12 protein-coding genes are annotated in these 12368 nt (G+C 64.2%); 8 read left to right on the top strand and 4 right to left on the bottom strand.

Annotated features, from left to right (window positions below; all coding sequences use genetic code 11):
- Positions 1-118: 118 nt before the first annotated feature.
- A complete protein-coding gene (locus tag BM052_RS12710; protein ID WP_143084841.1) occupies positions 119-1075 on the bottom strand; it encodes an NAD(P)-dependent oxidoreductase in 957 nt (318 codons plus the stop codon).
- Between the two features lie 1020 nt (positions 1076-2095).
- Entirely contained in the window at positions 2096-3013 is a 918-nt protein-coding gene (locus BM052_RS12700) for a glycosyltransferase family 2 protein (protein WP_091147426.1), read from the bottom strand.
- 143 nt (positions 3014-3156) lie between these two features.
- Here BM052_RS12700 and BM052_RS19950 point away from each other — a divergent pair, with 143 nt between their 5' ends.
- On the top strand, positions 3157-3297 hold the full coding sequence (locus tag BM052_RS19950; RefSeq protein WP_177198466.1) for a hypothetical protein: 141 nt from the start codon (positions 3157-3159) through the stop codon (positions 3295-3297).
- A 140-nt stretch (positions 3298-3437) separates the two neighbouring features.
- On the opposite strand, the gene BM052_RS12695 is transcribed toward BM052_RS19950, so the two are convergent.
- The gene (locus BM052_RS12695; RefSeq protein WP_177198465.1) at positions 3438-4046 is read right to left on the bottom strand and encodes a hypothetical protein; all 609 of its coding nucleotides are present in this window, start codon (positions 4044-4046) and stop codon (positions 3438-3440) included.
- Positions 4043-5497 carry a glycoside hydrolase family protein gene (locus BM052_RS12690; protein ID WP_143084840.1) on the bottom strand — a complete coding sequence of 485 codons (1455 nt, stop codon included), beginning with the start codon at positions 5495-5497 and terminating at the stop codon, positions 4043-4045. Before BM052_RS12690 ends, BM052_RS12695 begins: the two co-directional genes overlap by 4 nt.
- A gap of 429 nt (positions 5498-5926) precedes the next feature.
- Between BM052_RS12690 and BM052_RS12685 the strand changes: the two genes are divergently transcribed.
- The 7 genes from BM052_RS12685 (at position 5927) to BM052_RS12655 (ending at position 12303) form a co-directional block, all read left to right on the top strand.
- Positions 5927-7195, top strand: a complete 1269-nt coding sequence (locus BM052_RS12685; RefSeq protein ID WP_091147449.1) for a nucleotide sugar dehydrogenase — start codon at positions 5927-5929, stop codon at positions 7193-7195.
- Positions 7196-7461: 266 nt separating this feature from the next.
- Positions 7462-7938 (top strand): Rap1a/Tai family immunity protein, encoded by a 477-nt coding sequence (locus BM052_RS12680; RefSeq protein ID WP_143084839.1) that lies wholly within the window; start codon positions 7462-7464, stop codon positions 7936-7938.
- A complete protein-coding gene (locus BM052_RS12675; protein ID WP_218151553.1) occupies positions 7935-9110 on the top strand; it encodes a cell wall hydrolase in 1176 nt (391 codons plus the stop codon). Before BM052_RS12680 ends, BM052_RS12675 begins: the two co-directional genes overlap by 4 nt.
- Before the next feature lie 179 nt (positions 9111-9289).
- Positions 9290-10237 carry a J domain-containing protein gene (locus tag BM052_RS12670; RefSeq protein ID WP_091147416.1) on the top strand — a complete coding sequence of 316 codons (948 nt, stop codon included), beginning with the start codon at positions 9290-9292 and terminating at the stop codon, positions 10235-10237.
- A 186-nt stretch (positions 10238-10423) separates the two neighbouring features.
- On the top strand, positions 10424-11635 hold the full coding sequence (locus BM052_RS12665; protein ID WP_091147413.1) for an AAA family ATPase: 1212 nt from the start codon (positions 10424-10426) through the stop codon (positions 11633-11635).
- Between the two features lie 75 nt (positions 11636-11710).
- On the top strand, positions 11711-11989 hold the full coding sequence (locus BM052_RS12660) for an antitoxin (protein WP_091147448.1): 279 nt from the start codon (positions 11711-11713) through the stop codon (positions 11987-11989).
- Positions 11986-12303, top strand: coding sequence for a type II toxin-antitoxin system RelE/ParE family toxin (locus BM052_RS12655; protein WP_091147411.1), 318 nt, complete (start codon positions 11986-11988; stop codon positions 12301-12303). Before BM052_RS12660 ends, BM052_RS12655 begins: the two co-directional genes overlap by 4 nt.
- Positions 12304-12368 lie beyond the last annotated feature (65 nt).

Raw genomic sequence — 12368 nt, 5'->3', positions numbered from 1 at the left:
TCAGCGGGTTAGCTCAATCCGGCTTCAATGAGGTCGCGCACAGCGCCAAGCCCCACCCTCAGCGCCGCGCGACCTCACAGAACCCTCCAGATTCCATCCGACTCCAAAATACTCACATCTAGCGGGTCGACTGCTCTGAAGCGGGGAGAAGATCGGTCTCCCCGGCCTGACTCGATGGTTCATTGGTGGAAACCTCGTCTCCTCGCCAGGCCTCCGGCGCCGCGCTGGCCGGCACGCTGCCTGCAAGGGTAAGATCGATAGAGATCGGACGCTCGAACGCCCTGGAAGTCCACGTCTGGATTGCTCCTGTCAGGATCTCGACTACTGCCGCAAACGGCGCGAAGATCGCGCGCAGGCAGGCGGCCAACAGCCGCCATGCCGATCGCAGTAGCGTTCCGATTGTCCTGCCGATGCGCGTCATAACTCCGTTGGCGGCGCGCGGCGGCGCGGCGGTGTAGAGGTCGATCGGCGCTCGGACGGATGCGTTTTCAGACTTACCCTCCGCCTCTTCCGTACTGTCGTCAGGGGGCGTCTCGGGGCTCTCCGGCGGTGCCTCTGCCGCAGTCTCTGGGGCGGCGACGACAGGCACCTCGGGCGCCGCGCATTCTGCTTCTGCTATTACTGTCTCGGCCATTGTCTTAGCGGCAACCGGGAGAGATATCGCAAGTTCCGTGGCCTTCGCTTCGTCTGTTGCTGCCTCTCCACCGTCGTCAGGCGGTATCTCCTGGCTCTCGACCCCGGCTTCTCTCGTCTCGGCAATGTGCGGTTTCCTTGCCAGCCATCGTCGCTTTACAACTTTATCCGGCATGGAATTTGCAGCTTCGACCGGCGTGAAATCGCATAGTTCCGGCCGGCCTACCGCGTAAACAAGCGCACCGCGCACCTTCAGCCGCGACACCGCCGCCGGATCATCGACGACGACCGCGAGCGTCGCCTTCGAACCTTCCCCGACGATCAACGCGCCCGCACGCTGGAGTATCCGGCGCTGGTCTTCCGCAGCCGCCCCCTCGCCGACGAGGACCACCGGCCGGCCACTCAGGCACAAGGAAACCGTGAGACTGTGTCGATCATCCACGTTCGTTTTGCCGAGCCCGTTTCAAGCGGCCGGCGAAACACCAGCGCGGTTGCATATGTGACGCACCGCAGCCCCTTGAGCAAGCCGGTCGCTCGACAGCAGAGGTAGCCGCAAGGCGCGGTATATTACGGCACGATGAAAATCCAGTAGAAGTGGCGCGGCCGTTCACTATTCCATCTTGCAGCGCAGGTTCATAGGGCATGACCGCCAGTTCGCGCTGGGCATCGTGCCAGACTTCATATCGTTGGCGCAGATTGCCCAGAAACCAGGATTGCTCGATGGAGAAGGGGCGGACGGCGACGTCGTGTCATTATCCTACAAAACTCACAAAACGCGGCCCATAGGATAAACTGATAACAAGGATTATGTTAATAAATGCTGTGCATGAATGAGATCCTCGTCCGCCAGACTGGAGGGCGTCCCAAGTCCAATCGGATTGCGCCGAAGATAATGGAATCAGCAAGAACACGGTCACGGCGCTGCGGGATGTTCAGGCGCGAGCACGGATTGCCAAGCGAATCGACCGCATCGCACAGGGCAACTTCGGCGACGCCAAGTCTGTCGGTGACGGAGTGAGCAAACTACGCTTCGCCTTTGGACCGGGAGCCGGGTCTACTACACCCGGCGCGGCGATGTCGTGGTGATCCTGCTGTGCGGCGGCAATAAGGACTCGCAGAAACGGGACCTCGAACGGGCAAAGGTCATGGCGAAGGAGATTTGACGATGGCTATCGAACCAAGCCCTGGGATGCCGCCGAGGTACTGAATACCCCGGCAGATATCGACGCCTATGCACTCCCGAAGAACTGCTGCGCGCGCTGGGCACCATTGCGCGCTTGCACGCGAGACCGGAATCAGTCGGGAGACCCTTTGCCGGGCGTTGAACGACGAGTGTCTTTTCGCCCTCTACCGGAACTGACGCCTTGAGCGACGCGCCGCAGGCGTGACGATCGCGCGACGCGCATAGCAGGGACGCACCTCGTCCCGACACCACCAGGTCAGCCGTGCAAACGTGGAAGGGTCACCTTCGCTCGGCCTGCATCCAGGCTCGCAGCCTGCGGCGCAAGGTGAGCGGGGAAGCGCGGAAAAAGATGAAGGCGAAGAGCTGTTTGGGTGTCGGCGTGCCGTAGCGGCGGGCGGCGGCGCACAGTGGGGCGAACCCCTCGCGCTGCCCGAAAGAGGCCGCCATCTGCGCGGCGACAGTAAGGAAGAAGCCGCTCATCGCCCGGCGCGTGAGGATCGCGCGCAAGCTCAGCGCCCAGATGATCGAGCGGCGCCAAGTGTGCGTGCGGCTCAAGGAGGCGCGCGCCTCGGGCATGTAATAGACGACCAGCGGTTCGGGGACGGTGACAAGCCGGTAACCGTGCTGCTTCACGGCGCGCAGGACGAACTCCCAGTCGTCGTGCTGCTTCATGTCGGCAAAGCGCATCAGGGCGAATAGCGCACGGGGCATCATCAGCGACGAGCATTGCAGGAAGCTCTCCCCGCCTTTCGTCCAGGTCCGCCGGTCGAACAGCCATTCGTCGAGCGGAATACGCTCGTCATAGGCCTCGCCCGGCCGGACGAAAGTGCCGGCCTTGCTTATCACGCGCGACAACGTCATCAGCACGGCCGGCTCGTCCGGTGCCGCCGCGAGTTGCGCGGCGAGCTTCCCCGGCAGCCACTCGTCGTCATCGTCGAGGAGCGCGATCCACGTGCCCGTCGCCGCATCGGCGCCAGTGTCGCGTGCCGCGCCGGCGCCGCGCCTTGTAGGATGGGAGATGACACGCAGGCGCGGGTCGCCGATCGCTGCGAGCGCAGCGCGGGTCGCAGGATCATTGCCGTCGATCACGACGATCACCTCGAGATCCCGCATCGTCTGTGAGAGTGCGGTTCCTACCGCGCGGCACACGAGCGTCGCCCGGCCGAAGGTGGGTATTACGACACTGACCAACGGCATTGGCACCCCTCCGATTGTCCCTGCCGGACGGTTCGCGCACCCACCCAGGCAATGCAAGCGCGTTGAGCTATGCCAGCAGTAATGATAGCGCTCCTCGCCCGCGCGCGATCTGCAATTCCAGCGCCGCGGTTGGAGTGATCTGCATGACCTTGCACCGTCGTCTCAAGCGCGCGATCTACCAGTTGCCGGTCATGGCACCCTACCGGGCACGCCGCACTGACCGCCTCTCGCGGCGCTTTCGCGGGGCGCGGCGGCTTCTTCCGCGAGAGCTGGGAACCACATGAGTGCACGCGCATCGACACGGGCGAAGCCGTCACCGCCGTCGATGTCGTCCGCTGGGCGGCGATGCCGGCCGAGTCCGATCTCGGACGCGCGAACTTCCTGTTCAGCTGAGCCCCTGCCCCGTATCGATGCCGTCTGCGGCTCAGGCCAGCGGCGGCTCAAACAAGATCTGCTGGATGCCCTTGAGTTTCTGTTTGAACTTGCGGACACCGGTCCGCTCGCGGCGGCTGTTGTGCAGATAGGACCACTCCGCCAACGCCTGCTCCAGATCGCCCTGCGCGCCGATCCGTTGCCAGAAGATCGGGAACCAATCGGTTACTGCCTCCAGCGCGACGCTCATGGTCATCGACTTGTTACGCAGGAAGCTGGCGATATTGGCTTCGACCGTGGCGACGAAATCCTCCGCGATCACGAGCTTGCTGTGCGTGCCTGCGCGCAGGATGCCGTTGCGGTAGGCCGGCATCATACCGCCCACCGGTGCCCAGCGCTGTGCGTAGCTGGCGATCACCTTGGTCCGGTCGCGATGCAGATGAACATAGAAGGCATCGTCACCATAGACATCGTCCAACCGGCCAAGATGCCACGAGAGCCGGTTGTCGGCCTCGATATGGTTGGCCGGATAGGCGAACTTGTCCGCGCCGACGAGGCGCACACGCGTCTCATGCCCGGCAGAATAATTGGTAATGTGCTTGCAAGCCTGCACGAACGACCGCGACCCGCAACGGCCTGTACACAGCACGAAGATATTCATCTCTGCCTCCATTGATACGATCGGGATTGCCGATCTGGCCGACTTCTGTGTCCTCCGCGCTTCGGTACGGTACTGCCGTTCAAAATGGTACTCCCCAGGATCGTGGAATTACCAAGATCGACCCGGCCAGTGATGACGTTGCGCCCCTCGAACCTGCCCCGTGTCGCCGCCGTCTTGGAGGAACGCTGGCTCATCGTGCAGTCGCGGTAGATCGCGCCCTCGCTTGACGGCAGTACGCCGTCGCGGGTCATCTCGAAGCGGCAGCGGTCGAACAGCACGTTGTCCGCCTGGTTCAACACCGACGCCGGGCTCTTGCGCAGGATCAGCTTTCCGGTTGGCGACAGCGCTGGATTGTCGGTGAACAGGCATTCGGTAAAGCGCGTCGCGCGCGCCGGATCCGGATCCGCGAAGGGGTGTACCAGGCTGCCAACGAAAGTGCAGCGGTCGAAGCGGTAGCCGGGCTTGTTGGGCCAGGCGGACCAGTTGTCGGTGCCGACGAACAGGCAGTCGGTGAAGCTCACGTCGGCACTGTTGCCCGAATCCGCGACCAGGCCGCAGCCCCGGTTGTCGGTGAACTTGCAGTCCACGAACACGAGATTGCGAATGAGCTTCTTGCGTTGGGCCTCAATGTCCACTCCCGCCCCCGGCGCGCTCGCCACAGAGCCACGGCCCGTGCGGGTAAAGGTCGAACGCTCGATGCGGTAATCCTGTCCGCCGACAATGCTCATGCCCTGCCGGCCGTTGGTGTCGGCCCGCAGATTCACAAACTGGCGCACAACGCCGGGGGTCGGTTCGCGCGGGCCGTCAACGTAGAAGCCGTCGTGCGGCTGATGATGCGCGTAGACATTGATCAGGCGCTCAGGTCCGGTGTTGTTGCGCAGTGCGACGCCGGCACAGCCGATCTGCCACCCCTTGTCGCCGTGCCGGCCGCCGAGCACCAGCGCCGCGGAATTGCCATCAAGCTCGATGTCCTGAATCAGGATGCCACCGCTGCATTGCCGTGCCTCGATCATCGCGGCGTAAGGGCGGGTCATGCCCTCCCTGCCCTTGTGCGCGATATCGGGATTGGGCGATCCATCCGGCAGGAATACGCCATAGCGCTGCCCTGCCGCGCAGCGCAGCTTCGCCCCGTTACCGCGGATCTCGACCGGGCGGCTGCAGTCGGCAAAAGCCAGCAGCCGCGTTGTGGTAAAGCCATCGGGCCCGTGCCGCTGCGTGCCCACGAGATAGGTCGTGCGGCGCAGCACCACCGTGCCGCCGCCAGCTGCGTTCACGGCATCGGACAGACGGGAGAAGGCGTCGCTGTCGTCGGTCCGGCCATCGCCCCTGGCACCGAAGCGCTCGGGCGTGAAGATGGTCTCTGCCGCGGCGACGGGCGCCAAGGCGGCGGCGATCGCCGCGCCCGCGCTAGCGCTCAGCAGCCTTCGACGGTTGAGGACATGTGCGAGCATCAGAGCCTCCACGGGTTGCCTTTTACTATCGCACGGCCGCGGTCATGTCGACGCACTCCCCGATCGGAGCTGCCCATTGTGTCGCACAATATAGAGCTTTCATCGCCGTTGCGGGAAGGCTAGCACTCGGCCGCACGGCCATCGCGTGCGTGGGTAGGTGGGGAACTGGTGATGACGACGCTGATCACTGGGCCGGCGATCACGCCGCGCCCGGCCACAATATCGGCAACACCAATTCGGAGTACATCGGCCGTATGATTGGACTTTCGGCACCAGCATGCGAGCGTGAAGCGGTGAAGACCTGTCTGCCGATGCGGCCGGCCGGCGTGCACGCAATCCGGATGCCGAGCCCGCCGCGCCGGTCGCCAGCCTTCGTCAACCTGTATTGCGTCCATCATCGTGTCTGAGCCGGTTATGGAGGACACGGCGATGGCGCAACCACGTATCGTCGTCGTCGGGCTCGGCTATGTCGGGCTGCCACTCGCGATTGCGCTCGCGCACCGGTTCGAGACGGTGGGAATCGACATCGATGCCACGCGCATCGCCGAACTGGAGCGCCACCACGACCGGACCAACGAGATCGACACCGATCGCCTGGCCAAGACCGGCCTGATACTCACCAGCGATCCCATGGCCGTCGCGCCGGCGGACGTCTACATCATCACCGTCCCCACTCCCGTCGATGCCGCCAAACGGCCGGACTTGTCGATCGTCGAAAGCGCCTCGCGAATGGTCGGTGGGATGCTGGCGGCGGACCGCCGGCCGATCGTGTGCTTCGAAAGCACTGTCTATCCGGGCGTTACCGAGGACATTTGCGGGCCGATCCTTGAACACGTATCGGGCCTCAAGCGCGGCGTCGGCTTTTTCCTCGGCTATTCGCCTGAACGCATCAACCCGGGTGACCGCGAGCACACCATCGACAGGATCACCAAGGTGGTCGCCGGCGAGACCCCCGAGATTACCGAACGCCTCGCTGCCATCTATGGTGCGATCACCTCGGGCGGCACCTTCCAGGCAGCCTCGATCAAGGTTGCCGAGGCCGCCAAAGTGATCGAGAACGCGCAGCGCGACATCAATATCGCCTTCATGAACGAGATCACCCGCATCTTTTCGCTGATGGACATCTCGGTGTGGGACGTGCTGAGGGCGGCAGGCACCAAGTGGAACTTCCTGCCTTTTCAGCCCGGGCTGGTCGGCGGTCACTGCATCGGGGTAGACCCCTATTATCTCGCGCACTGCGCCGCCGCACTAGGGCATGACCCGGCGGTGATCCTGTCGGGCCGCGCGATCAATGACGATATGGGTGCATGGGTCGCCGACCAGCTTGCGCAGCGGCTGATGCCCGCCTCGGATGTCCTGGTGATGGGCCTGACCTTCAAGGAGGATGTGCCGGATCTGCGCAACAGCAAGGTATCGGACGTGATCGCGCGCCTGAAAGCGCTGGGACATAGCGTGGACGTGGCCGACCCGCGGGCGAACCCGGCCGAGGCGATCCATGAGTACGGCTTGCAACTCGTCACCAACCCGCCCAAGGCGAGATACGATGCCGTACTGATAGCCGTGCCGCACGCCCAGTATCGTGCCGCAGGCGCGGCGGGCGCGGCACGATACCTGAAGCCGGGCGGCCTGCTTGCCGACCTCAAAGGTCTGTTCGCCGGTGAGGATCTGCCTCGCGGCGTCGCTTACTGGGGCATCTGACAGGCTCTGGTAGCTTTCGTGCGAGCCGCAAACCCGCTGGAAAGTGCAAAACTGTCGGCAAAATCATTTTCCCGTGTCGCTTCGAAACTCCATTAGGTCTCGTCGGACGCTGCATTGCAATGTAGATAGGCCCGGCCCGAGAGATTTCGACCAGGTGAGGTGCGGCAATTGATTGATAAACAAGCACGGCGCGGAGGCAAAGAGATCGCCGGCCATCGCGGGCGCTCAGAGCTTCGTGCTGCGCGCGCGAATTCAGCGCTCCGCGCGTGATCGCGTTTCTTCTCCTGACCGCAGCTGCCATGCCGGCAGCGGCGCCGGTTGCCGCGCCTGCCGCTCCGGTGCCAGCTGGCCAGTCGGCCGAGGCCAAGCCGCTGCAATCGCAAACTCCCTTCGGCTTTATGACCGCAGGCAAGCTGGCCGACCGATGCACTGAACCTTCCGCCTATTCCATCTCGTATTGCTATGCCTATCTGGCCGGCATCCACGACGCCATGCGCGCTTATGAAGTCTGGCTGGGGCAACGCGAATTCTGCGCGCCCACGGAAGTGGCCCAGAAAGATCTGCGCGATGTGTTCGTCGCCTTCATCACGGCCAACCCTCGCTACCGCGCCGCGCAGGGTGCCTCGGTTGCCGTTGTCGCCCTGAAAGAAACCTATCCGTGCGAACCGGACCGGACGCGACCCGTGCCTGGTCGCAAAAGTGGGACCGAGGGCGGCGATCGTAATTCCGCGAAGCCGCGATGACAAACGGCACCTGCGCACAAGCCGCAACGGCGGTGCCCGAGGCTGGTCGGCCTCCTGCTGGCGGCGCTTTGTGGAAATGGGTCGCCATCCTGCTTCTAATCGGCTCATTGGCCACGGCAAGCATGCTGGCTTTTAACCCGACACAACGATTTCGGCATGGCAGTGCCGGAGCGGCGGGTGCGCAAAAGCAGGCGCTGCCATTCGATCCGGAAACATTGTCGGTGTCCGACCCGGCCGCGCTCGAAGCGCTGACGCCCGAGGAAGCCCAGATCAGCAACGTCGCCCGGCCCATATCGACACTGCCGAACCCCGCGGCGCGGCCGCTAATCGTGCCACGGACGGATGATGTCAGCTACCAGCGTTCGCTCGACTGCTTGACGGCGGCGATCTACTACGAAGCCGCCTTCGAGCCGCTCGAAGGCCAACGCGCCGTGGCACAGGTCGTGCTCAACCGTGTACGCCACCCGCTCTACCCGCACACGGTCTGCGGTGTCGTCTTCCAGGGCTCGCAGCGCAGTACCGGATGCCAGTTCACCTTCACTTGCGACGGGTCGCTCGCACGGATCCCCAACCCGGCGATCTGGGAGCGCATGCGCAATGTGGCGGCTGCGGCATTGGCCGGCTTCGTCTATTCCCCGGTGGGGCTCTCGACGCATTACCATGCCGATTACGTGGTGCCGTATTGGGCGGATTCGCTCGTGAAGATATCCTCCATAGGCCTGCACATCTTCTACCGGATAGACGGCAGCTATGGCCGCCCGCCGGCATTTGCCCAAGCCTATGCCGGAAACGAGCCACAGACTTTCGAACGCACGGCCGCTGGCCGATTCGTGCTGCTCAGCGCAGACGGCAAGCCGTCGCTCGCATCGACCGATCAGACGACGGCGCCGACGGCGCGGCCCATTCTCGACAGCACGGGCAGGATCCTGCCGGCGACCGAAGATGGCCAGGCTCCCCCGAAATTACCGGCAACGACCAAGGCCGGCACGCGCAGCGCGGCGCTGGTAGCGTTACGGGCAGATCACAAGACCGCCGCGACATCTCCTGCCGCTCCGGCGCCGGGCACCGCCAATCGGCGCTGGATCATCGGCATGGACGGCGCCGCGGGGCCGAACAAGCAGGCGCTGAATGCCCCGGGGCTCGACCACTCGCCCGTAGCGACAATTCAATAGACCTCGGTCTTTCGTGCACGCTGGCGGCATGACCTGTCGGCGGTAGGCCGCTCGGTCTGCCGGCCAGCGATCGGGGCGTTGGCGGAAGTCGTGTCATTTGCCGTCGGACTATGCTTGCGCCCGGCGAGCGCCTGGGCAATGCTGGCAAGCGCGGTGGCTCATGAGCTGGAGCGTGGGGCGTGCGGGGCAGCTATTACGATCTTCTGAGGGTCTCTTCGACCGCCTCCCGGGAGGAAATCAAGGCGCGCTATCTCGTGCTGATGCGGCGCTATCATCCCGACGTAAACCAGTCGCCACTGGCGCATGCCCGCGCCGCCGAGCTCAACGAGGCATTTCGGATCCTGATGGATGGGGACCTGCGCGCAGGGCACGATGCCGAACTGGCGCAGCGCCGCCGCGACGTAGTGACGGCACGGGCGGTCTCCCTTTCTCGCGGTTCGCGCTCGAGAGCGCTGGTCGTGCGGCGTCGCCGACCGCTGCTCAGGCGCTATGGCGCACAACTGGCGCTTGCGGTGGTGCTTGCGGCCACGATCGTTGCCGGTTGGGAAATCGAGCGTCGCCTGCTTCTTCGCCCAGACGCGGCCTTTTCCGCTGTCAGCATCGACAACGATAACAGCGAGGCGAAGCAGGCGATCGCGGCGCTGAAGGCAGCCAGCGTCAGAGAGGCAGAGGCGATGCCGCCGGTGTCCAGCACCGCGATCATGGGCGCCATGGACGCGTTTCGGCGCATGGCCGCCGATGGGGACATGGTGAAGGCACGCGCATTCAGCGAACGCTGCCATACCCAGAGGGCCGATATTGACACGTGGGATGCCCTGGACCTCTGTGTGGCGTTCGACCAGGCCGTGTTCATGCGGTACGGCAAGGACCTGTCAGTGCCGGCCGCAAACTATTTCGTGGATCGGCACGATGACGCGGCACATCTCTACATGTCCAGGATACCCAGCATGGACGCAATAGGGATGCGGTTGGATCAGATCCGCGGCCGGGTCGCACCCAAGCCCGACCAAAAATTGCAGGCGCGCACGGCGCAGGCGCTGCATCGCATCGCCAAGTACGGTTGGAAGTTCGCGCGTTCCATCTTTATCGAAGATAATGAGCGAGGCAGCCGGTCACATGATTTTTGACCGGTGGTAGTCGCCAGTAGCGCCGCCGGGGTCAGGAAGGCGCCGTCAATGAGCCGGGCTTTCGCATTTGATCGCCCGGTCGCAGGACGCGGGCGATCTCACGCAAAGTGGTAGCATTGCACTGGACTGAACGCTGTTTCCGCCATACTCGATGAATATCGTTCAACCGTGCGGTGTCAGCAGGAAATGCATTCAGAAGTCGAACGCCTCACTGAAATGGCGCAAGCCGGGGAGCGGATGATCGAGCGGTTGCGGCGGCAGGCGTTCCTGCCGGAGAGCCGCAAGAGCCTCAACATCCACTTCGGGATCGCCGAGGCGGCGGCGCTGCTGGGGTGTTCCACCAATCGCATCCGCATGGCCGAGGAGGATGGGCGGCTGCCCCCTCCCCCGCCTACCGAGAACGGCCGGCGGCCGGGCTATTCGGTGGAAGATCTGCTCAACATGCGCGCTGTCCTGGGCGCCTCCCCTGCCCGCGCGCCGCTGGATGCGCCGGCGATCGTCGCGGTGCAGAATTTCAAGGGCGGGGTCGGCAAGTCGACCGTCACCACCCACCTCGCCCACTACTTCGCGGTGCAGGGTTACCGCGTGCTGGTGGTCGATTGCGACAGCCAGGCCACCACCACCACCCTGTTCGGCTTCAACCCGCATTTCAACATCACGCGCGAACAGACGCTCTATCCCTATCTGTCGATCGACCCGACGCGGACGGATCTGCTCTATGCCGTGCAGAAGACGCCCTGGCCCAATGTCGACCTGATCCCTTCGAACCTCGAGCTGTTCGACGTGGAATACGAACTGGCGGCCTCGGGCGCGGACGGCGGCTCGGTGCTCGCCTCGCGCTTCCGCAAGCTCAAGCGGGGCTTGCAGGAGCTTGCCCAGGGCTACGACGTGGTGATCCTCGATCCCCCCCCTGCCCTCGGCACGATCTCGCTGGCGGTGATGCAGGCGGCCAATGCGCTGATCGTACCGCTGGCGGCGACCACGCCGGACTTCTGCTCGACCGTGCAGTTCCTTTCGATGATGGACCAGGTGACCGGCCAGCTGGCGCAGGCGGGGATCGCCGTCGGCTACGATTTCGTGCGGCTGCTGTGCTCCAAGTTCGACGCCAACGATCCCAGCCATGCGATGGTGCGCCAGATCATGGAGCAGACCTTCGGCCCTGCCCTGCTGCCGGTGCCGATCCTGGAAAGCGCGGAAATCAGCCACGCGGCGCTGCGGATGATGTCGATCTACGAGCTGGAAAAGCCGATCGGCACCCCCCGCACGCACAAGCGCTGCCGCGCCAACCTGGACGAGGCGATGGGCCAGATCGAGGCGCTGGTGCGGCGGGGCTGGGGCGTGGCGCCGCCGGCCAGCGAGCGGGACGTCATCAATGGGCGGGAAATCATTGATGGCTAGGCGAACCAGGCCCACATTCCAACATTCCCACATTTGTGGTAAGCCCGGCGCCTTCCCGCCGAAGGAGCCATGGGCATGAGCCGCCTCACCATCGATATCTCGCCCGAACAGCACCAGAGCCTGAAGGCCATGGCCGCGCTGGAAGGCAAGACGATCCGCCAATATGCGCTGGAACGCCTGTTTTCCGCCCCTGCCCCGCAACCCGGCGATCCGGAGGAGGAAACCGCCTGGCAGGAATTCCTCGCGTTCCTGAACGCGCGCGCCGAAGCGGCCCTGGCCGGCGAGATGTCCACCAAGAGCCTGGATGACATATTCGGGGAAGCGCTCGCCGAGGAACGGGCCGGCCGGACATGAAGTTCTATTCCCTTTCGCGCATGGCTGAACGGGATGCGCTTGGCATCTTTCGCTACAGCTTACGCACTTGGGGGATCGATCAGGCCAACCGTTACCGGCAGGCGTTGATCGCGTGCATCGAGCGCATGGCGGGCGGCGAGGCGGTGACATCGCGTTTCACCGCCGGCGGCAGGCAGTATCTGCAACTGCACTGCCGCCATCATCATATCATCGCCTTTCGAACCGCAGCCGAATTGAGGATCATCGCGATCCTGCATGAAAGGATGGATCTGGTCACCCGCATCGCCGCACGGCTGAAGGGTGGGCAGCCATGATTTTTTGCCTTTCCTACAGCGCAATGTTCACTTTATGTACTCCGACACTTCAGGAACGGGAGTCT

Origin of the sequence: Novosphingobium sp. CF614 (assembly GCF_900113255.1) — a bacterium.
Lineage (GTDB): Bacteria > Pseudomonadota > Alphaproteobacteria > Sphingomonadales > Sphingomonadaceae > Novosphingobium.
This window is presented reverse-complemented; position numbering and strand designations above follow the sequence as displayed.